22 protein-coding genes and 2 tRNA genes are annotated in these 20,780 nt (G+C 60.8%); 17 read left to right on the forward strand and 7 right to left on the reverse strand.

Going from position 1 to position 20,780, the window contains the following annotated elements:
- Nucleotides 1-4: 4 nt before the first annotated feature.
- From HY30_RS18460 to HY30_RS18480, 5 genes are all read left to right on the forward strand, one after another.
- Entirely contained in the window at nt 5-778 is a 774-nt protein-coding gene (locus tag HY30_RS18460) for an enoyl-CoA hydratase (protein WP_081812369.1), read from the forward strand.
- An 18-nt stretch (nt 779-796) separates the two neighbouring features.
- The gene (locus HY30_RS18465) at nt 797-2,008 is read left to right on the forward strand and encodes an acetyl-CoA C-acetyltransferase (RefSeq protein ID WP_034744607.1); all 1,212 of its coding nucleotides are present in this window, start codon (nt 797-799) and stop codon (nt 2,006-2,008) included.
- A 61-nt stretch (nt 2,009-2,069) separates the two neighbouring features.
- Nucleotides 2,070-2,156, forward strand: a tRNA-Leu gene (locus tag HY30_RS18470).
- Between the two features lie 203 nt (nt 2,157-2,359).
- Nucleotides 2,360-2,896 carry an MlaC/ttg2D family ABC transporter substrate-binding protein gene (locus tag HY30_RS18475; protein WP_051615722.1) on the forward strand — a complete coding sequence of 179 codons (537 nt, stop codon included), beginning with the start codon at nt 2,360-2,362 and terminating at the stop codon, nt 2,894-2,896.
- A gap of 125 nt (nt 2,897-3,021) precedes the next feature.
- The gene (locus HY30_RS18480; protein WP_034744610.1) at nt 3,022-3,945 is read left to right on the forward strand and encodes a class 1 fructose-bisphosphatase; all 924 of its coding nucleotides are present in this window, start codon (nt 3,022-3,024) and stop codon (nt 3,943-3,945) included.
- Nucleotides 3,946-3,966: 21 nt separating this feature from the next.
- On the opposite strand, the gene ald is transcribed toward HY30_RS18480, so the two are convergent.
- From ald to HY30_RS18500, 4 genes are all read right to left on the reverse strand, one after another.
- Nucleotides 3,967-5,082 carry an alanine dehydrogenase gene (ald, locus tag HY30_RS18485; protein WP_034744613.1) on the reverse strand — a complete coding sequence of 372 codons (1,116 nt, stop codon included), beginning with the start codon at nt 5,080-5,082 and terminating at the stop codon, nt 3,967-3,969.
- Between the two features lie 62 nt (nt 5,083-5,144).
- Nucleotides 5,145-6,950: a cation:proton antiporter domain-containing protein gene (locus HY30_RS18490; RefSeq protein ID WP_051615723.1), complete on the reverse strand. Its 1,806-nt coding sequence runs from the start codon at nt 6,948-6,950 to the stop codon at nt 5,145-5,147.
- 178 nt (nt 6,951-7,128) lie between these two features.
- A complete protein-coding gene (locus tag HY30_RS18495) occupies nt 7,129-7,803 on the reverse strand; it encodes a TorF family putative porin (protein WP_034744616.1) in 675 nt (224 codons plus the stop codon).
- A 174-nt stretch (nt 7,804-7,977) separates the two neighbouring features.
- Nucleotides 7,978-8,793, reverse strand: coding sequence for an SDR family NAD(P)-dependent oxidoreductase (locus tag HY30_RS18500; protein ID WP_034744619.1), 816 nt, complete (start codon nt 8,791-8,793; stop codon nt 7,978-7,980).
- Between the two features lie 158 nt (nt 8,794-8,951).
- Here HY30_RS18500 and HY30_RS19570 point away from each other — a divergent pair, with 158 nt between their 5' ends.
- Together HY30_RS19570 and HY30_RS18510 are read left to right on the forward strand one after the other, a co-directional pair.
- The gene (locus HY30_RS19570; RefSeq protein WP_051615724.1) at nt 8,952-9,899 is read left to right on the forward strand and encodes a hypothetical protein; all 948 of its coding nucleotides are present in this window, start codon (nt 8,952-8,954) and stop codon (nt 9,897-9,899) included.
- Between the two features lie 19 nt (nt 9,900-9,918).
- Nucleotides 9,919-10,365, forward strand: coding sequence for an ion channel (locus HY30_RS18510; RefSeq protein WP_034744622.1), 447 nt, complete (start codon nt 9,919-9,921; stop codon nt 10,363-10,365).
- Here the strand turns inward: HY30_RS18510 and HY30_RS18515 are convergent.
- A complete protein-coding gene (locus HY30_RS18515) occupies nt 10,362-11,330 on the reverse strand; it encodes a hypothetical protein (RefSeq protein ID WP_034744625.1) in 969 nt (322 codons plus the stop codon). The genes HY30_RS18510 and HY30_RS18515 overlap by 4 nt on opposite strands.
- 146 nt (nt 11,331-11,476) lie before the next feature.
- Between HY30_RS18515 and HY30_RS18520 the strand changes: the two genes are divergently transcribed.
- From HY30_RS18520 to HY30_RS18535, 4 genes are all read left to right on the forward strand, one after another.
- Complete coding sequence (locus HY30_RS18520; RefSeq protein ID WP_034744627.1) at nt 11,477-13,480, forward strand: acetyl-CoA carboxylase biotin carboxylase subunit; 2,004 nt, start codon at nt 11,477-11,479, stop codon at nt 13,478-13,480.
- 94 nt (nt 13,481-13,574) lie between these two features.
- Entirely contained in the window at nt 13,575-14,111 is a 537-nt protein-coding gene (locus tag HY30_RS18525) for a DUF805 domain-containing protein (RefSeq protein WP_034744630.1), read from the forward strand.
- Nucleotides 14,112-14,258: 147 nt separating this feature from the next.
- Complete coding sequence (locus HY30_RS18530; protein WP_034744634.1) at nt 14,259-14,795, forward strand: DUF805 domain-containing protein; 537 nt, start codon at nt 14,259-14,261, stop codon at nt 14,793-14,795.
- Nucleotides 14,796-14,818: 23 nt separating this feature from the next.
- Nucleotides 14,819-15,613: a hypothetical protein gene (locus HY30_RS18535; protein WP_034744636.1), complete on the forward strand. Its 795-nt coding sequence runs from the start codon at nt 14,819-14,821 to the stop codon at nt 15,611-15,613.
- Here the strand turns inward: HY30_RS18535 and lipB are convergent.
- Nucleotides 15,598-16,296 carry a lipoyl(octanoyl) transferase LipB gene (gene lipB, locus HY30_RS18540; RefSeq protein ID WP_034744639.1) on the reverse strand — a complete coding sequence of 233 codons (699 nt, stop codon included), beginning with the start codon at nt 16,294-16,296 and terminating at the stop codon, nt 15,598-15,600. The two genes, HY30_RS18535 and lipB, sit on opposite strands and share 16 nt — an antisense overlap.
- An 86-nt stretch (nt 16,297-16,382) precedes the next feature.
- Here lipB and HY30_RS18545 point away from each other — a divergent pair.
- From HY30_RS18545 to HY30_RS18560, 4 genes are all read left to right on the forward strand, one after another.
- Nucleotides 16,383-16,467 (forward strand) — tRNA-Leu (locus tag HY30_RS18545).
- A 110-nt stretch (nt 16,468-16,577) separates the two neighbouring features.
- Complete coding sequence (locus HY30_RS18550; RefSeq protein ID WP_034744799.1) at nt 16,578-16,823, forward strand: hypothetical protein; 246 nt, start codon at nt 16,578-16,580, stop codon at nt 16,821-16,823.
- A gap of 452 nt (nt 16,824-17,275) precedes the next feature.
- The gene (locus HY30_RS18555; RefSeq protein WP_034744642.1) at nt 17,276-17,668 is read left to right on the forward strand and encodes a PRC-barrel domain-containing protein; all 393 of its coding nucleotides are present in this window, start codon (nt 17,276-17,278) and stop codon (nt 17,666-17,668) included.
- A gap of 81 nt (nt 17,669-17,749) precedes the next feature.
- The gene (locus HY30_RS18560) at nt 17,750-18,022 is read left to right on the forward strand and encodes a hypothetical protein (RefSeq protein WP_034744645.1); all 273 of its coding nucleotides are present in this window, start codon (nt 17,750-17,752) and stop codon (nt 18,020-18,022) included.
- A gap of 5 nt (nt 18,023-18,027) precedes the next feature.
- Here HY30_RS18560 and HY30_RS18565 read toward each other — a convergent pair whose 3' ends face one another.
- Nucleotides 18,028-18,597 carry a tetratricopeptide repeat protein gene (locus tag HY30_RS18565; protein ID WP_162176979.1) on the reverse strand — a complete coding sequence of 190 codons (570 nt, stop codon included), beginning with the start codon at nt 18,595-18,597 and terminating at the stop codon, nt 18,028-18,030.
- 280 nt (nt 18,598-18,877) lie between these two features.
- Between HY30_RS18565 and HY30_RS18570 the strand changes: the two genes are divergently transcribed.
- Together HY30_RS18570 and mgtE are read left to right on the forward strand one after the other, a co-directional pair.
- Entirely contained in the window at nt 18,878-19,318 is a 441-nt protein-coding gene (locus HY30_RS18570) for a MarR family winged helix-turn-helix transcriptional regulator (RefSeq protein WP_034744801.1), read from the forward strand.
- A 53-nt stretch (nt 19,319-19,371) separates the two neighbouring features.
- Nucleotides 19,372-20,754 carry a magnesium transporter gene (mgtE, locus tag HY30_RS18575; protein WP_034744803.1) on the forward strand — a complete coding sequence of 461 codons (1,383 nt, stop codon included), beginning with the start codon at nt 19,372-19,374 and terminating at the stop codon, nt 20,752-20,754.
- Nucleotides 20,755-20,780 lie beyond the last annotated feature (26 nt).

Genomic DNA, 20,780 nt, shown 5'->3' on the forward strand with positions numbered 1-20,780 from the left:
CATCATGGCCGAGAACATTATCCAGGTTGAGCGCGACGGCGCGGTTGCCATTGTCACGCTGAACCGGCCGGATGCGCTGAACGCCCTCAGCCGCGCGCTGCGCACCGAGATTTCCCGCGTCTTCATGGAGCTGAAGGGCGATGCCGAAATCCGCGCTGTTGTCCTGACGGGCGCAGGCCGCGCTTTCACGGCAGGCGTTGACCTGAAAGAGGCGGGCGAGACCGGTTTTGCGCTCGGCGCTGACGGCGGTTCGATCGATATCGCGAAGGCTATCGGCGAATATCCCTGGCCGGTGATCGGCGCGATCAATGGCTTTGCCATTACGGGCGGCTTCGAACTGGCGCTCATGTGCGACGTGCTCCTGGCTTCCGAGAACGCGAAGTTCGCCGACACGCATGCCCGCGTCGGCATCATGCCGGGCTGGGGCCTGTCGCAGAAGCTGTCCCGCCTGATCGGCACGAGCCGCGCCAAGGAACTGTCCTTCACCGGCAACTTCCTTGATGCCGAGACAGCTGAACGCTGGGGCCTCGTCAACCGCGTCTACAAGGCCGACGAGCTGCTTCCCGCCGCGCGCAAGATGGCGCACGAGATGACGAGCTGTGATCCGGTGCTGCTGCGCGGTTACAAGAAGATGATTGATGATGGGTTCGCCATGCCTTTCGGCGAAGCCCTGAAGGAAGAGGTCCGCCGCTCGGCTGCGCATGCCGCCAGCGTCACAGCCGAAAGCGTCGAGGCGGCCCGCAAGAAGGTCACCGAACGCGGCCGTGGCCTGAACTAGAAGACTGAGGAAACACCAATGAGAGACGTCGTAATCTGTGAGCCTGTTCGCACGGCTGTGGGGGGCTTTGGCGGGGCCTACAAGACCGTTCATGCCCACGAACTGGCGAGCCACGTCATCCGCGAACTCATGGCGCGGACCTCCGTGCCGGCCGAGGCGGTCGAGGACTGCCTGTTTGCGCAATGCTATCCGACCATGGAAGCCCCGGCCTTCGGGCGGATGGTGGCGCTGGACGCCGGCCTGACCACGACAACGGGCGGTTACCAGATCGACCGGCGTTGCGGCTCGGGCCTGCAGGCGGTGATCAATGCGGTAATGCAGGTCGCGACCGGCGCGAACGACCTCGTCCTCGCGGGCGGAGCGGAGAGCATGTCCAATGCGCCTTTCTTTTCGATCGACATGCGCTGGGACATCAAGGGCGAAGGCGTGATGCTGCAGGATGGCCTCTCACGCGGACGTTATACGGCCGGCGGCAAGTTCCACCCGGTTCCGGGTGGCATGATCGAAACGGCGGAAAATCTGCGCCGCGATTACCAGATCACCCGCGAAGCGCAGGACGCATTCGCGCTCGCCTCACATCAGAGAGCCGCAGCGGCCCAGAAAGCGGGCAAGTTTGCCGACGAGATCGTTCCGTTCACCGTGAAAGGCCGTAAGGGTGACACGGTTGTCGTCGAGGATGAGCATATCCGCCCGGATTCCACACTGGAGAAACTTTCGTCCCTTCGGCCTATCAGGGGCAAGGCAGATCCGGATGCCACCGTCACGGCGGGCAATGCGTCCGGCCAGAATGATGGCGCGGCGGCGTGTATTGTCTGCACGCGTGAAGCGGCGGAGAAATACGGGCTGAAGCCGCTGGGGCGGCTCGTCTCCTGGTCTGTCGCCGGTGTCGGTCCGGAAGTCATGGGCATCGGGCCGGTGCCATCGACGCAAAAGGCGCTGAAGCAGGCGGGTATCGAGATCAAGGATCTCGACGTGATCGAGCTGAACGAGGCTTTTGCCTCGCAGGTTCTGGCCTGCACCAAGGCGCTGGGCTTCTCGGATGGCGACATGCAACGCCTCAATCCCAATGGATCGGGCATTTCGCTGGGCCACCCGGTGGGCGCAACGGGCGTGCGAATTCTGACGACCCTGCTGCGCGAGATGGATCGGCAGGAAGCGCGTTACGGCCTCGAAACCATGTGTATCGGTGGCGGGCAGGGCCTTGCTGCCGTGTTTGAACGGGTTTCCTGACAGTCTCGGGCCGGGCTGGCGCTTGCCAAGCCCGGCGGCGACGAATACTCACAATCGGCACGCGGGCGTGGCGAAATTGGTATACGCAAGGGACTTAAAATCCCTCGGCCGCAAGGCCTTGCCGGTTCAAGCCCGGCCGCCCGCACCATGCTGTCTGGCCTGGGGGCAGTGTATCCAAAATATCACATTTCCCGGAATCTGGGGGTTTTTGGCCCGCATGGCGCCATATTCGTCCTCTATCCCCCATGCGAATTGGGAATGACACCTATATAGCCCCCGACGGAACCAATCGGGTCCGGAATACATATCTACAGAGCGGATCGGGAAAATCTGACTCGAAGGACAAACAAGATGCTACGCTCACTCATCGTCTCTACAAGTTTCGCACTCATGGCGCTCTCTGCACAGGCCAGCCCCGAGGCTGAAGCCTTGATTGCGGGCACCGCCACTGAGATTTCCAATGCCGAAGCCAGTGAAAATACCATCAAACAGGCTGTGGACATTGATGCCATCGCCAACTTCACGCTTGGCAAATATTCGCACCGGGTCAGCGATGCCGACAAGGCGCGCTTCAAGACCGCGTTCGAGAAATTCCTCGTCGGCACGTTCCAGGACCAGAAGAACAAGCTGAAGAATGCCAAGGTCGACGTGATCGGCTCCGTTGATCGCAATGACAAGGATTCGGTCGTTGAAACCCGCGTGACGCAGAAGGGTGAAGACCCGCAGACGGTTCGCTGGCGTGTGATTGAGCGCAATGGTGAATGGCGCGTCGTTGACGTGGAAGTCCTTGGCCTGTGGCTCGCCATAGAGCAACGCGCCCAGATCGCGGCCATTCTCGACAAACCGCGCGCCACGATTGACGATGCCATTGCGGCTCTGGATTCCTGAGTCGAACCGCTTCAAAGCCATTAGATAACACGAGGGCGCCAGCGCAGCTGGCGCCCTTATCTTATTGTGATGCAGCGTTGATTGGGGCACTTTCCCCGCAACATTATCAGGGGACCTATTCGACAATGTCTTTGAACTTCAAAAGCCAGCTCCAGAATCTGGATGGAATTTACGCTGCCTTGTTTTCCGCGGCTGAAATCATTTACGCCGAACTCAAGAAAGGCGCTGGCCTGAAGTTTGCTACATCGAGCAACGAGTCCGGTGATGACCAGATCGAACTGGACGTGATTGCCGACGAAGCCTTCTTCGATGCGCTCAAGCGCGATGGAAATGTCAGGTATGTTGTATCCGAAGAGCGTCCGGGCCTGAACAAGGTTTCAGATGGACGCTACAGCGTGGCCCTTGATCCGCTGGACGGCTCAAAATCCGCGCTGGTCGGCATCCCGTCAGGCGCCATCTTCGGTGTTTTCGAGAATGCTGAAGTCGCGAAGGACTTCAATGGCAAGAATATCGTAAGCGGCGGATTCTTCGTTTTCGGCATGAACCTGGAAGCCTACTTCGCGGATGGCGACAAGGTCTACAAGGGCATCTTCAACCAGGATACGTCCGAGTGGAAGGTTCTGCCGATAGAAGGCGGCCTGCCGTCAGCAGATGTTCTGGCGATCAATGGCCAGAACCAGATGGTTTGGGATGCATGGCTGCAGGCGCACTATGCCGACTTGCTCGACACCCATAATGGCACGACGAAACCTCACAATATGCGCTGGTACGCGTCCATGGTTTCGGACATGAAGCGCATGGTCCTGCAAGGCGGCCTGTTTGTTTATCCGCGCGCCAATATCAAGGGCTATGAAGAGGGCAAGCTTCGCCTCGTCTACGAGGCAATTCCCATGGCATTCCTGATCGCCGCCATGGGCGGGTCTTCAACGGATGGCGACCAGTCCCTTCTCGATCTTCCGGTTGAAACCCTCCACCAGAAGACAGCGGTCTTCATCGGGGAGAAGAGCAAGATTGAACGGGTCGAAGCGGCCAAGAGAAACCACGCCTAACGCACTCCACACCCCTCCGGCCTAGGCGACTAGCCATTCAGGCCGGACATAGGGCTCGCCGAGATCATGGGCGACGGCTTCATGGGCGATCTTGCCGGCATCGACGGTGAGGCCATGGGCAAGGTGCGGGTTTTCGTTGATGGCCGCGCGGGCGCCCTTGTTGGCAATCTGCAGCACGAAGGGCAGGGTCGCGTTGTTTAGCGCATAGGTCGACGTGCGCGGTACGGCGCCGGGCATGTTGGCGACGCAATAGTGTAGGATGCCATCAACGTCGTAGATCGGGTCTTCGTGTGTGGTTGCATGGCTGGTTTCGAAACAGCCGCCCTGATCGATGGCGATGTCGACGAGCACGGCGCCGGGCTTCATGGTTTTAAGCTGTTCGCGGCTGATCAGCTTGGGAGCTGACGCGCCGGGGATGAGGACCGCGCCGATAACGAGGTCGGCATCCTTGATCGCTTCCGCCAGAGAATGGGCGGTGGAATACATGGTCTTGAGGCTGCCCCGGAACTGCTCGTCCAGTTCGGCGAGGCGGTTATTGTTGCGGTCGAAAATGGTCACGTCTGCGCGCATGCCGACGGCGATTTCGGCAGCATGGGTGCCGGAGACACCGCCGCCAATGATGACGACCTTCGACGGCATGACGCCGGGCACGCCACCGAGCAGGATGCCGCGGCCGCGCTTGGTGCGCATGAGGGCCCACGCGGCGACCTGGAGCGACATGCGGCCCGCGACCTGGCTCATGGGGCGCAGCAGTGGCAGGCCGCCCTCATCATCGGTCACTGTCTCATAGGCGATGGCGAGGCAGCCGGAGTCCATCAGGCCCTTGGCCTGCACGGGGTCTGGCGCCAGGTGGAGATAGGTGAAGAGCGTGTGGTCCGGTGTGAGACGCGCCGTTTCCTCGGGCTGGGGCTCCTTGACCTTCACGATCAGCTCGCTGTCGGCAAACACTGCGGCGGCATCCGGCAGGATGGTCGCGCCAACCGTGGTGTACGCGTCGTTTGCGAAGCCGGAGCCGAGCCCGGCGCCCGACTGGACATTGACGTGATGCCCCGCGCGAACGAGTTCGCTGACGCTTTCAGGTGTCAGGCCGACACGGGATTCCTGTTTCTTGATCTCCGTTGGGACGCCAATGCGCATAATGGTTCTCCTTGGGGCAGGATATGCCTATAGACCCGCGCCACGTGGAATTCTAGTCCACCTCAAGCGGCTTCCTCGATGATCTCTTCGACATCGATTTTTTCTTCGGCGCTGGAGGTGTTGCCAATCGCGAAGCGTTCGGCCTCATCCTCCATCCACTCGCGCACTTCTGGCTCTGGCACGTCGAGCGTGAGCAGGATGTCGGCCACCATCTCGATTCCCTTGGGCTGGCCGCCCGCAAGGTGGGCGCGCACGCCGATATCGAGATAGCGCTCAAGGTCGAGCCGGGAGTCGACGGCAACGAAGCGCTGGAGGTCCGGGAAACGCCGGGTGATGGTCGGCGTCACCTCAAGCGAAACCTCGTAGCGGGCAAACCCCAGCACGACGGCGCGGGCATTGCTGCCGCCGACGGCCTCGACGAGCTTCATGTTGGTCGCATCACCAAACGAGACCTTGTAGCCGTCTGCCACAGCGGCGAGGAAGCGGTCCGGATCGCCTTCAAGTGCAATATAGGGGATGTGATGGTCAACCAGCGCGTCGATGGCGAGGCGGCCCGCCGACGACATGCCGATGACAATGACAGGCCTGTCGGCGATCGACGTGGCCGAGGGGGCGGTTTCGATGTCGGTCTTGCTGCGTTCTGCCAGTTTGCGTGAAAGGCGAACGCCGAGGGCGGCCCAGGTAGGCGCAAGTGCCAGAGACAGGGCAACGGCGGCGACAATGCTGCTCATCAGTCCCGAGGACAGACCGGCGACAATGGCACCCAGCGACAGGACAACGAGGGTGAATTCCGAGCCCTGTGCGAGCAGGAAAGCCATCTGCGTGGCGCCCGGTACGCTCCACTTGTTCAACCGGGCCGCGACATAGCCAAGGGCGGTTTTCATGACGAGGATGCCGGCGGCGCTGAGGAGCACGAGGGGCAGGTGGGATAGGAGGGCCGGAACGTCGATCGAGAGGCCGACGCTGATGAAGAAGAAGGACAGCAGCAGGCCACGGAACGGTCCCATCTCGGTCTGCACCTGGTGGCGGAAGGGTGTGCCGGAGACCGCAAGGCCAGCCAGGAAGGCCCCAAGCGTCAGTGACAGGCCGATGATTGCCGTGGCGCAGGCCGCTGCAAGCACCAGCAACAGGGTGAAGGCGGTAAAGGCCTCGGCATTGCGCGTGGCGACAAGCGTGCGGAAGACCGGGTTGATCAGGTACTTGCCGGCCAGAAGCGCGGCGCAGAAGGCGATGACCGTCTGCACAACCGAGAGGCCGAGCGCGGCATAGAGCGGCACGCTGGCGCCGCCGAGGAGGTAGTCGGATACGAGACCGGCGAGGCCCTGGGCGCCCACATCGGAATCCCCCAGCGAACTGGCAAAGATCATCAGGAAGATGGCAACAATGTCCTGGAATATCAGGACATGCGTGGCGGAACGGCCAATGGGGCAGGAGTTCTGTTCCCGCTCTGTCAGGATGCGGGCAACGACGGCTGTGGACGAGAGGCCGAGACTGAGCCCAACAGCAAGTGCGATGGCCCAGTCCACGCCGATCATCGCGAGGGCGGCGGCGGCGATCAGGCCGGTCATGAACAGGTGCATCGGCGCGAGGCGCAGCAGGTCGCGGCGGCTCTCATTGAGCTCGCGCAGGGAGACATGCATGCCGATGTCGAACAGGAGGAAGACGACGCCAAGTTCCGCCATGAGGTGGGTCGCGCTGCTTTCCTCGATCAGGCCGAGCACGCTGGGGCCGATCAGGATGCCGGCAATCAGGTATCCCACGATCGGGCTGAGCCTCAGGGCTTTCGATGCAAGGGCGGCTGCTGCGCCAAAGCCGAGCAATGTGATTGCGGGAACCAATGCTTCGACTGGGGTCAGTTCTGCGGCCATGCGTCGTTCATGTCTCCTATTGGTGGGAAAGCCCCGCAGGGCTTCATAGAACCTAGTGCCTCCGGGGCAGAATTACAAAGGCCGCCAAGTCCATTTCGGACCGGCGGCCTTCACCTTGCTGCGCGCGGGGAGGGCAATCAACTCCACACACAGTACAGGAGGAAGATATTCCCTTGCCTTAGAGGCTCTTCGAGAGTGTCAGCACGAAGCGGTCGTCGGAAATGTCGACATCATCAACATCGGTGCCCCAGTAGCGCAGGTCCACGTCGATACCGATTGGCAGGCTGTAGGTGCCGCCAAGTGACCAGTTGGTGTAGTCACCGCCACCGTCGAAGCTGTAATTACCGACGCTGGCGTCGATCGAAAGAGCGTCCGTCAGGCCATAGCCGGCGGTTGCGTTGAGGTAGACGTTCTGGTTGTCCGGATCCCAATAGGCTTCGCCACCGATGGCGAGACCGCTGGCGAATTCGTAGCCAAGGGCGCCCTTGATTTCCACGAAGTCGAAATCGGATTCATCTGCATCCGGGTAGGCGTAGTAGATCACGCCGATATCCCAGCTGATGCCGCTCTCGAGTGCGCCAGCGAAGCCGCCATAGAAGTCAGCTTCGATATTGGTGTCGGAATCGTCACCGAAATCGACGTTGGATGCCCATGTGCCAGCGTAGAACAGGCCATTGGCATAGTCGAAGCCGCCCTGGATGGCCGGATCTTCATTAGACTGTGAGACGCCGCGCCAGACATAGTCTGACGTCATCGCTACGTTTCCTGACCATTCACCTTCAGCCATGGCGGTGCCCGCCGTGGCCAGAAGAGCAACAAGGGCGACCCCCGCCCGTGATACCTTGGTTTTCATTGTTAATACCCCGTTTTCGAACCACTCCTTATTTGGAGCGCAAGACCGAGGATTGCGCGCGATTCCGCCCGTTTCGAACCAAAATCTCTATCAGGGATAGCCTGTCTTCCGAACGCTGAAATTTTGTGCATGCGGCAATTGATGATGCCTGAAAATCAAGCGTTCTGCGTATCGTCACCGGGCGGATAATGGGGCGTATCCAAGATGCATTCCGGCATCCACGAGCAGGGTTTCGCCGGTGACGTGGCGTGAAGCATCGGTCAGGAAAAATACGGCTGAATCGGCAATGTCGTCTGGCCCGCTTGCCACATTCAGGGGCGTTGACGCTGCGACGCCGGCCTCCATTTTTGCATACTGATCAGCGCTCATCTCGTCCTTGAACCAGCGCGTGCCGATAAAGCCGGGACAGACAGCGTTGACCCTAATGGCGGGGGCCAGTGCGCGCGCGAGGGAAAGCGTCATCGTGTTAAGCGCCCCCTTGGTGGCGGCATAGGCGACGGACGAGCCAATGCCTGTAACGCCCGCAATGGAAGAGACGTTCAGGACAGCGGCCGCGCGGCCTGTCTGGGAATAGGTCGCTGTCAGCAGATCGCGGCAGGCCTGCATCATCATGAAGGGGCCGACCACATTGACGGCATAGGTGTCGAGAAAATCGTCCTTGCTCAGCGCATCAAGATCCGAATGATCCCTCGCATGCCGCGTGATGCCGGCATTGTTGACGAGGATGTCGAGACGGCCATGGGAGGCGGCGGCATCCGCGAGTTTGCGGCACCCCTCTTCAGTGGACACATCTGCCTGTACGAGGCGAGCCTGCGAGCCCAGCGCCTGGCAGTCAGCGACGGTTGCCTCGCCATCGGCGACGGACCGGCTGCAATTGATGATCACTTCGGCGCCGCGCTCTGCAAGCTTCAGGGCAATGGACCGACCGAGCCCCGTTGCCGAGCCCGTTACGACTGCTGTGCGTCCCGAAAGATCACGAAGTTCTGCCATATCTGGTCCACCCTTGGTTTGAGAATTGTTTCGTGACCTGAAGAGGACTGCCGCCACGGAAAGTCAAGTTGCGCGACAAATCGAATTCGTGACAAACGCGTCAACGATCCGGAAACTGTTGCAAAATATACAGGATCATCAAGTTGGAGGCTTGATGGATGGATCAGGGGTTCGAGGCGCTGCTCGCTCAGATCTCAGGCGTTATGAAACTGTCTGAGGAAGATGCGCACCGCATCTCAACCGAACTCTATCGTGGCGGCGTCACATCGTTGACCGACGGTGCTGCCCTGTTCGACATCAATGCCCGCCTCGCCGGAAGCGACACGACATGGGACCGGCTGTTTGTCAGCGCGGTGCGTGACTATGTCCTTCTCCATAGTGATCCTCGTAACTGGGTAACCGAAGACGAAGCCGACTGGCTGATCGAGCAAATTGACCGTCAGGGGACATGCCCGATCGCATCCGAAGTGGACTTGCTGCTGCAGATCATGCGCTATGCTGAAGGCGTGCCTGAGCGGCTCGGCTATTACACGCTGAAAGTGGCCTGTGCCCGCATTTCCGCTCTTGGCAAGGCGACAGCCGAAGATGTCGAGCGGGTTCGCCGGGCACTGATCGTCCCGGCCGGTGAAAGCGGCGGCTGGGTCACCGGCGCCGAGGCGGAACTGCTGGTGCGCACCAATGACAAGATCGGCTTTGCGGCCAATGATCCGTCGTGGAACGACCTGTTTGCGCGCGCGATTGCCAATCACCTCATGGCGCGGGCCCACCCGGAGCCCAAATCGGAGACCTCCCTTCTGTCGCGCGACCACTGGATTGGTGACATGCGGCCCGAGCCGGGAACCTTCCTTGAGGATGTGCGCGCCAGCTTCTCAGAAGGCGGATGGTTCGAGCCGATCAGCCGGGATGAAGACCGGGCAGAGGCAGCCCGTCGTGCGGCGCACCAGGCCGCCCGCCGCGAAGCCGATATCAGCACGGATGACGAGGCCTCATGGTTTCTCAAATGCGTGGGCGAGCAGAAATCCGTCAGCCTGGCCGAACGGACGCTGATCGATTTTCTCAAGCTCGAAGCGCCAGGTTTCACGCAAGGCCTTGCCGTAGCGTCCTGATCGCTTAACGGTGGGCTCCATGCTCTGGTTGAACCTTCTCGTCGCGAGCGGCATGGTCACGCTGACGTTCACAATCCACTTCGTGGGCCTTGTTGTCTTGTCTGCCATCCTGCGTGAGCGGAAGGTGCATCCGGTCAACCTGACCTCGGTGTTCGGGCAGGGCGTGTCGATCCTGTTCGTGGTGATCAGTCTGTTCGGCCTGCACTCGGTCCAGATATGGACCTATGCCTTCGCCTATCTCGCCCTTGGTCAGTTCAGCGGGCTGGAGGAGGCATTGTATTTCTCGACCTCGGCCTTCACCACCGTTGGGTTTGGTGATGTCGTGCTGGGCGATGACTGGCGCATGCTGGGGGCGGCAGAGGCGGCCAATGGCTTCCTGCTGATCGGCTGGTCTACCGCCTTCCTCGTGGCCGTCACAGCACGTGTCAGGGCCTTTGAAGCCGATATCGAAAAGCTCGAGGATTAGGCCCGGCTTGCCCGGAACAGGTGCGTGCCGCCGACGGCCAGCCCCACCAGAATGACGCCGCCGACGACCAGGCTGGCCGGATTGGCGCCCAGCAGTTCGAAATACTGGGTGTAGAAGTGGATCGACAGGAAGACGATCGAGAGGGTCGAGAGAAAGCCGCCGCGCCGGGCTTTGACGATCATAGCGATCAGGAAGGCGGCCCAACCAAGCGTGAAGACATGGTCGGGGATGTCGATTGCCTGCGCCTGCCAGTCCTCACGGGCAGCCCATTCGTCCGGCGCGAACCAGTGCTGGCCGATCCTGTCGCCCCAGAGCGAGCCGACCCAGAAGGCGAAATTGACCATGAAGAGCGATGTCCGCGCCGCAATGGTGGCAAGGCCTTCATAGGCCTCCACGACCTTGCCGCGCATGACGTAGAAGCCGCCGGTCAACGCGCCGAACATCAGGATGGTCAGCGTCGGCTCCTCGACGAAGATGCCATAGCTCGCGTGCCAGTAGCCCGTGCCTGAGCCGAGCGTCGCACCGAGGGCGAGCACGGCGGGCGCGACAAGGAACGGCGAGCGGAACCAAATGGCTGCCGCGCCCAGAACGCCGGCAATGGCCAGCGTCGGATAGAGCGACTCTGCTGATTCGCGGAATTCCCATCCGATCCAGCCGGCAAGGCCGAGCGCCCCCATGAGCGTAAGACCTGCGCCGAGGACTTTCAGCGAGGCATCCACATCTATTCGCCGCAAGATTTCAGCCCCGCCCAGCGCGGCGAGCGCAAGGACGAGCCCTGTCGCCGGATTGGGCACAAGGGCGATCGTGCCCGCGGCGACCGAGAGTGCCCCGAAGATCAGGAGCAGGTTGATGAGCAGGCTCCCTTTCTGGTCTGGCAGGGCAAAGCCTTTCAGGCGCGCGGCCTCCTGCGGTGAGATTTGCCCCTGCTGAACGAGGGATTCCAGTTCAAGACGAATGATATGCATGTGAGCGCTCACTATCTGTTGTGAGCGTTTGCTAACATGAGCGGCGAGTTCTGGCAAGCCAATTTGACGCTTGGGCAGTGTGGACAAGAGCGAGCCCGCAGCTTAACTCGAACCCGATATGAATTGCCAAACAGGCCAGGGGTGAAATGTTCAAGAAGATTCTCATAGCCAACCGCGGCGAAATTGCTGTTCGCGTGATCAAGACATGCCGCCGCCTGGGCGTGAAAACCGTGGTCGTGTATTCCGATGCCGATGCTGGCTCAATGGCCGTGGAAATGGCCGACGAGGCCGTTCATATCGGCGGATCGCCAGCCTCTGAATCCTATCTCGTGGCCGACAAGATCATCGACGCGGTGAAGAAGACAGGCGCAGAGGCCATCCACCCGGGCTTTGGCTTCCTCTCCGAGAACCCGGCCTTCGCCAAACGCCTCGAAAAAGAGGGCATTGGCTGGATCGGCCCGAACGCGCATGCCATCGAGGCCATGGGCGACAAGATTTCATCGAAGAAGCTGGCCGCTGAAGCCGGCGTCTCGACCGTGCCGGGCCATATGGGCCTGATCGAGGACACGAAGGAAGCCGTGAAGATCTCGAAGGAGATCGGCTATCCCGTCATGATCAAGGCCTCGGCTGGCGGCGGCGGCAAGGGCATCCGTGTAGCCGCCAATGACAAGGAAGTCGAAGAAGGCTTCCCGGCCGTGAAGGCTGAAGCCAAGTCCTCGTTTGGCGACGACCGCGTCTTCATCGAGAAATTCATCCTCGAGCCGCGCCACATCGAGATCCAGGTGCTGGGCGACAAGCATGGCAACTGCATCTACCTGAACGAACGCGAATGCTCGATCCAGCGCCGTAACCAGAAGGTCATCGAAGAGGCGCCTTCGCCGCTGCTCGATCCGGAAACGCGCAAGAAAATGGGCGAACAGGCCGTCGCACTGGCCAAGGCCGTGAACTATGACAGCGCCGGCACGGTGGAGTTCGTTGCGTCCGGCAAGGACAAGGGTTTCTACTTCCTTGAAATGAACACCCGCCTTCAGGTGGAGCACCCCGTGACCGAGATGATCACGGGCGTCGACCTGGTCGAGCAGATGCTGCTGTCGGCCTATGGCGAGACGCTGAAGCTCAAGCAGTCTGATATCGGTATCAATGGCTGGGCCGTTGAAACCCGTGTGTATGCGGAAGACCCGTATCGCAACTTCCTGCCGTCCATTGGCCGCCTGAAGCGCTTCCATCCGCCGGTCGAAGGCAAGCTGGGCAAGGGCGAAGTGCGCATGGACAGCGGCGTGCGCGAAGGCGACGAGATTTCCATGTTCTACGACCCGATGATCGCCAAACTGATCACCTGGGGCAAGGACCGCGATACCGCGCTGGATACGCAGGCCGAGGCGCTCGACCGTTTCTACATTGAAGGCATTCAGGACAATATCCCGTTCATTGCAGCCGTGATGGACGAGAAACGCTTCCGTTCCGGCAATATCACCACGGCCTATATCAAGGACGAGTTCCCCGAGGGCTTCCACGGCGTCGAGCCGACGAAGCTGCAGGAGACGCAACTGATCGCATCGGCAGCCTATGTCCACGGCTTCATGTCGCGCCGCGCACAGCTGGTCACAGGGCGCATGTCGCCCGTGCCTGAAGCGCGTCAGGACTGGGTTGTCATCCTCGGCGACAAGCATCATCCGGTACACCTTGAACTCGGTGAGGACGGCGACGCGCAGATCACGATCAATGGTGGCAAGCCGCATACGCTGGTGACGGCCTGGGCGCCGGGCCAGCACCTGATCGAGGGCGTTCTGGACGGCAAGTCCTTTGCGGTGAAGTTCGCTGACCGGACTGAAGGCTATCTCTTCCGTCACCGCGGCGTGGCCCTGCGCGCCCTGGTCTGCACGCCGACCGTCGCGGATCTGCATTCGCGCCTTCCCGAAAAGGAAAAGCCGGATACGTCCAAGCTCGTCATCTCGCCGATGCCGGGCCTTGTCGTGTCCATGGACGTGGAAGTCGGCCAGGAAGTGCAGGCTGGCGAGGCTGTCTGCGTGGTCGAGGCGATGAAGATGCAGAACATCATCCGCGCTGAAGCCACGGGCACCGTGAAGGCGATCAATGTCGAAGCGGGCGCCAGCGTTGCGGCCGACGAGATCATGGTCGAGTTCGCCTGATCCGGCCTGAAGCGGCACGACATTCATAGGCATTTCACTGGCCCCGGGCCGGTGTTTCCGTTACCCTGCGTGAAGGCCATGCAGGGAGAGCCCCATGAATCTTTATCTCAGCCCGAATGGGCGTATTGATCAGCCCACCTATTGGCGGGGCGTCATCACGCTTTTCGTCGTCAGCGCCGTTATTTCGGTTCTCTCTGCCTTTGTCTCGCCCTTCCTCGGCATTCTTGGCCTGATTGTCATCTGGCCCTGGATCGTGCTGCACGTGAAGCGCTTCCATGATGCGGACCAGACCGGCTGGATCACCGTGGGCATGGTCGTGCTCGCGATCGTTCTTTCGATGATTCTCAGCTTCATCCTGCCGGCGCTGTTTGGCGTCGACATGATGGCAATGCAGGAAGAAATGATGCGCGACATGGAGGATATGTCGTCGAGCAATGATCCGGGCGCAGTGATTGCCGCAAGCATGGAGGCTTCGAAAAAGATTTCGCGAGCCCAGCTTCTTCCAAACCTGCTGTCGACGGCCATTGTCACCGGTGTGATCGGGTTTGTCATGAGCCTGTTCAAGTCCACACCCGGGCCGAACAAATACGGCACGCCTCCGGGCATGGCACCGCAAGATACATTCGCCTGAGCGTGCGCCAATCGTGATATCATCCAGAAGAGCCGGAGCCTGTCTTCGGCTCTTTTGTCTTGCACAAATTTATCGTTTATTGATAAGGAGCGCCAAAGGCGCTAATACGGGCGCCATATGGCGTCATACCGAGGAGACTGCCCACACATGGACGTGCAACATGTCCTGCTTAGCCCCAAGGGCCGTATTGGCCCTAGCGACTTCGGTCGTGGCCTGATCCTGCTGACAGGGGTGATGATGCTCGTGCAGATCGCCTCAGCCCTGGTCTCGCCCGCTTTCGGGATCCTGCAATATCCGCTGGTCTTCTCCTATGTCTGCGTCTTCGGCAAACGGCTGCATGATGGTGGCCGCACGGCATGGCTCTATCTGGCCTTCCTTGCGGGCTATTTCTTCATCGTGACGGTTGGCAGTGCGTTTCTTCTGCCTGTGCTCTCGCCGGATGCCTTCTCGATGCAGGCGGAATTCCAGAAACTGGCGCAGTCCGGCGGCATTGCGGCGGCGTTCGATGCCATGACGCAGGACGCCCAGGAACTCGCGCGCCAGTCCGTGCTGACAACGGTTGTCACCTTTCTGATTGCCAGCGGCATTCTTGGCCTGATCGGCGGACGGCTGAAGTCCGATCCGTCGAGCAATGTCTATGGCCCGCCAACCGCCCGTTCAGACCAGCCCGATACATTTTCTTGATGCTTTCGCAGGACACATCCCCGATGCAAGACTCACCCGCCGTGATCGACCCGCACCGCCCCTGGATCCTCGACCGCCGGGATGACCCGGCTGCGATGAACTGGCTTCAGACCCTGTTCAATCCGATGGGCAAGTCCAGCAAGCTGCATTTCAGCCGCGCCTGGACCTTCATATTCATGGGGCGCGTGCTGCTCTATATCGTCCCGACTTGTATCGCGGCTGTGCTGGCCGTTGCGGGCATCCAGACGGCGATACTGAACGAGCCGGTCAACCTGGGCCCCGTGCCGGTGCCAGCGCTTCTGGTGCCCTTTGTCGTGTTCGTGCTGGTGACTGAGTACACATCCTTCGTGGCGCACATGCGCCGGCTGGCGGAAGCGGGACGGTCCACCCTGCTTGCGGGCATTGTTCTGATCCCTCTGATCCTTGCCATGCTGGCCTTTGCAGGCGGCGTGGCGGGCGGCATTGCCCAGCATGAGGCACAAGTAGCAAAGGCTGCGCTGGAAAAGGAAATCGCTGCAGATCCCGTAAAAGCCGCTGCTGCCAAGGCGGAGGCCGACGCCAAGGCGAAGGACAATCCGAACGCAGCCAAAGGCCCGCAGCGTCCTGGCCCGCCTGCTGAACCGAAGACCGCGCGCCAGATGGCGATTGGCGGCGGGATCGGCCTGGCCCTCCCGATCTGGATGCTGGCTTCGTTCGGCGCCATGCTGTGGACCCTGCTCTATGTCGCGCGCATGCCGAATGGCGGCGTGGGCGAGTTCCACACGGGCAGCCATATTCCGGAAAATGAAGGCCTGCGCCGTCCCTACGAAACCGCCTGAAGCGGACACGGAACGGTCACAAGACGGCTCGCGAAGACACGCTCGAAGGCATCGCGCAGGGCGATGTCGACATCATCCATGCTCGCAGGAATGCCAAGATCGACAAGACTGGTGACCCCATAGCGCGGATCAGCAATGCCGCAGGGCGTTATCCCTGAGAAATGCTCCAGGTCGGGCTCCACGTTCAGCGAAATGCCGTGATAGCTGACCCAGCGTTTCAGGCGCACGCCGATCGCGGCGATCTTGTCCTCGCGCAATGAGCCGCCCGCCTGCGTCCGGTCAACCCAGACGCCGACGCGGCCGTCACGCGGGCCTGCCTCGACATTGAAGGCGGCGAGGGCGGCGATGATCCACGTCTCGAGGTTCTGCACGAACGCCCGCACATCACGCCCACGGGCCCCTACGTCGAGCAGCACATAGGCCACCCGCTGGCCCGGGCCATGATAGGTGTACTGGCCACCCCTGCCGGCATCGAAGACGGGAAAGCGGTCCGGCGCCTTGAGATCTTCGGCCTTGGCGGAGGTGCCGGATGTATAGAGCGGCGGATGCTCCAGGAACCACACAAGTTCGGGCGCTTCCCCCTCACGAATCGCCCGTGCACGGGCCTCCATGAAGGCAACAGCGGCCTCATATGGGACGGGGGCATCGGAGACGGCCCATTCAACATCGGGAAATTTCTGCATGATGGGTGGCATATAGGCGATAATCGGGGCTTCACAAAGGTTGGCGCGCGCCTTATACGGCCCGTCTGCCTATTACAGACCAGTGTGCGGTCATGGCGGAATTGGTAGACGCGCAGCGTTGAGGTCGCTGTGGGGCAACCCGTGGAGGTTCGAGTCCTCTTGACCGCACCACCTGGCCTTCTCTGAGGGCCGGTCTCTCCTGAAAATAATGACATCGCAACCTTTCGGTATGGCTCACGTATGTGTCCAGCGCTGTGGAAAATGCGCGGGGGATGGCAGGCATGAGCGATTTTCTTGGATATGTGGCCATGGCGACCGGCATCGTTGCGGCTGTGGTCGTGTCGGCGAATCTCAGCCGCAAGATCACCGGCTATGCCTTTATTGTGTTCACGGTATCGTCGATCGTCTGGGTCATTGTCGGCACGCTCAAGGGAGAGCCGCCGCTGATCATCCAGAATGTGGCGCTGACGGCAGTGAACGTGTTCGGCATCTATCGCTGGCTGATCCGCAAAGAGAAGCCATCATGAAAAAAGCCGCTCGGTGAGAGCGGCGTTGGTCAGGCTTGTATGTGCTGGCGGCTTGGCCCCTGATAGGTCAGCAGGAGAACCTTGCGCCGTCGCAGATTGGTTGCCAGTCGGGCGCGTTGCATGACGCATGTCAGCGCGCAGGCCAGGCCGGTGAAGACCATTGCGAACGCAGCCCGAATATTACCACTGGATACGACATGGCGCAGGCTGGCGAGATTTCCCCCTCTGCGCAGGCTGGCATTTTGGGGCTGATGAGGGGACGATGTGCGTTTCATGCGAATTATAACCGGCGATGCCTGATTTGGTTCCCGCAGATTAACCAGCCGGTGAACGCGCTACGTATCATCATCGCAGCCTGTGGAATTTTCCGCAAAATCACGGAACGCAAGGCGGCGTCATCTGTTGATCCAACAAGGGGTTTTTGTCCCACCCATTAGAATGGAGAGGAAAGCATGACTGATACAATCACACGCCCATCCACCCAATCGAACAATGCGCTGATCAGCTCGGCCCGCGTTGAAGGCACCCACGTCTACAACGCAGCTGGCGAGAAGCTCGGTACCGTCGATGCGATCATGATCGACAAGTACGAAGGCAAGGTGGCTTATGCCGTCATGTCCTTCGGTGGTTTTCTTGGCATCGGCGAGCAATATCACCCGCTGCCATGGCAATCCCTCGACTATGACGAGCGCAAGGACGGCTATGTCGTCAACATGACGACAGAAGAGCTCAAGTCCGCGCCGACACTCGGTAAAGACGAATATGATCGCCTGAAGGACCGCATCTATGGTGCAGCGATTTACTCCCACTATGGCCATACGCCATACTGGATTCCGATCGCCTAGGATCTTTCACTAACGGATCCGGGGCCGGTGCCATGGGCATCGGCCCCTTTCGTATCGCGCAATATTTTGCAGGAGGACGACATGACCGAGATTCAGAATGCGACACTGGAAGGCCGCTTGCTGGCTCAGCGCCAGGTCTTGGCCGAACTGCTCGCCGCCTGTGACCGGGCTGGCGGGCCTCTATCGGATTGGGTCCGCGGCTTTGTAGCCGAGGACTTTGGTCCGAATGATTATGCCGAAGACCCCGGCGCCGTGCCCGATGCAGCCTTTGCGGTGGAAAACATGATCGCGGAGGAGAAGCGTATGCTTGCGGCGGAGACGCAGCGCATCCTCGACGCCGACGCCCGCGCCTAGCAATCTTAGTTGACCTCGGCGACCTGGAAGTGCTGAAGCAGCTCCCGCGCCGCGTCATAGTCTGGTCTCAGCGCGTTGGCCGCGCTGAGGTCTTCATAGGCTAGCGCAACATCGTCGACCGCCCAGTGCGCGATGGCGCGGTTGTAGTATGCGATATGCCGGTGTCCTACGGATATGGCCTGAGGATCGTGCAATACATCAATCGCTTCCTGGAACCGACCGAGGCGGATCAGGGCTGCGCCGAGATTGATCGCCACGTCCGGCGAGGCAGCATCGACAGCGCGCGCTGCCTGGAAGTGAGCTACCGCTGCATCGAGGCTCCCCTGCCGCATCTCCATGATGCCCGTATTGGTGAGCGTGGCGGCGCGACTTGCGGGCGATAGGCTTTCGTCGGTCAGTGCGGTCTTGCAGAGCCGCAAGACATAAGCCGATTGTTCTTGCGGGTCGGAAACACGCTCCGCGCAGGTCTCCGCGTGGCTCATGCCGGAATGATAGACGATTGATTGCGCGCTCGCAGCGGATACTGGCGCGGCGAAAAGCAGTGCCGCGAGGGGAATGCCGGTAAGGACTTTCATGAAATTGTCTTTCATTAGTGCATATACACGATATTGGGGCAGATTGATTGCCCGGTGGGGTCAAAAAGCCCCGTCCGACCTGCAAGGCCGGACGGGGAGTAGCATGTCGGTAAACGGAGGCTGGCTGACAGCTTTGGCGAACGCGACACACAGAATGAGCTTTATGTGTATATGCACGTTACTGTGTGGTCAAGTAAGATTTACCAATTGGATGGCCTGTGGCAGCTCGAATTGATTGATGTCCCGACGTAAAGCTGTATATGCACGTGATATGAACGATTTGGCGACAACCCCTGACCCCGACTTTGTCTGCTCAGCTGCGCGCCTGCTGCGGGCGACGCGGGTCGTAACACGCCACTATGATGACGCGCTGCGTCCCGTCGGGATAACGATCACGCAATTCGGCCTGTTGAACATGATCAAGCGCTATGAACCGGAGTCCATCTCCGATGTCGCGCAGATGCTCAATGTCGACCGCACGACGCTGTCGCGCAATCTGAAGCCGCTTGAAAATGCCGGGCTGGTCTTTCGTGGCAACGAGGGTGAAAGCCGCCGGAGGCGGGTCCTGCTGACCACGCTCGGTGTCGCCAAGCTGAAGGAAGCGATGCCCCTATGGCGAAAGGCCCAGACCCGTATCGAAGAAGTCCTCGGGGAGGCAAAGTTGCAGGATCTGTACGGCGCTCTTGCCCTATTGCGGCCCGAGACGATCGCTGAGGGCTAGGCCGCCCACGTCTCCGCTTGCCGAAACGCGTTAAGCCCGGCAAGAACAGCGACATGACGGACACTTCGCAAACCACGCCTCCGGTGCAGGACGCCGCCGAGATTGATGCCGCCCTGCTGGCGGACATGTCGGATGCCGTTGAAGAACGGGATGTCCGCTGGCTGGCCCGTACGCTGCAGCGCATGCACCCGGCGGACGCCGCCGATGCGCTGGAACAATTGCCCTATGATACGTTCGAGGAAGCCGTCGAGCTGCTTGGCGGGGAACTGCCGCCGGATATCCTGATCGAGCTGCGCGATTCTTATCGCGAAGGCGCCGTCGACGTTCTGCCGGACCACGCCGTTGTCAACGCGCTCGACGAGCTTGATTCAGATGATGCGACGACAATTCTGGACGACCTCGAGGATGACCGCCGCGAGCGCATTCTTGAAGATCTGGCCCCCATTGACCGGGCCCAGCTCGAACGCGGCCTTGCCTATGAAGAAGAGACCGCCGGTCGTCTCATGCAGACAGAATTCGTGGCCTTGCCCGAGTTCTGGACCGTCGGCCATTCCATCGACCATGCCCGGAAGCTGGGGACGGAACTGCCGGAAGTCTTTTACGAGGTCTATGTCACCGACCCTGCCCACCGCCTGATCGGCGTCGTCTCTCTGGCCACGCTGCTGCGGACGCCTCGCGACTCGCAATTGTCGGACATCATGGAAGACCCGATGTCCAACATCACCACCGACATGGACCAGGAAGAGGTCGCCTACCAGTTCCAGAAATACTCGCTGGCTTCCGCCCCGGTAAAGGACGGCGCCGGGCGTCTTGTGGGCATGATTACCGTTGATGACATGGTGGACGTCATCCAGTCTGAAAACACGGAAGACCTTCTGTCCCTGCTCAACGTCAACTCGGCCGATGGCTCGGATAACGTGTGGGACACCGTCAAGGCCCGTGCGCCCTGGCTCGCAGTGAACCTGTTCACGGCCTTCATCGCCTCAGCCATCATTTCGATCTTCGAAGGCACGATCGAGCAGCTGGTCGCGCTGGCCGTGCTCATGCCGGTTGTAGCGGCGCTGGGTGGCAATGCCGGCAGCCAGGGCCTTGCCGTGGCCGTTCGCGCCATCGCCGAGCGTGAGCTTGACGGGCCTGCCGCGCGCCGGGCCGTGTTGCGCGAATTCCTGAGCGGTACGGTTAACGGGGTCATCTTCGCCATCGGTGTCGGCATCATTGCGTTTCTCTGGTTCCATCAGGTCAAGCTGGCGCTCGTGATTGCGGCCTCCATGCTGGCCACATTCATGTGGGCCGGCCTGTCGGGCATTCTGGTGCCGCTGAGCCTCAAGCGCCTGGGGGCGGACCCCGCAGTCGCCTCGTCGGTCTTCGTTCTGACGCTGACAGACGTGATGGCATTTTTCAGTTTCCTGGGCCTCGCGTCACTGATTCTGCTGTAATTTGGGGTGTTTTTGATCGGTGATTT

The organism is Hyphomonas chukchiensis (assembly GCF_000682695.1).
Taxonomy (GTDB): Bacteria; Pseudomonadota; Alphaproteobacteria; order Caulobacterales; family Hyphomonadaceae; genus Hyphomonas; species Hyphomonas chukchiensis.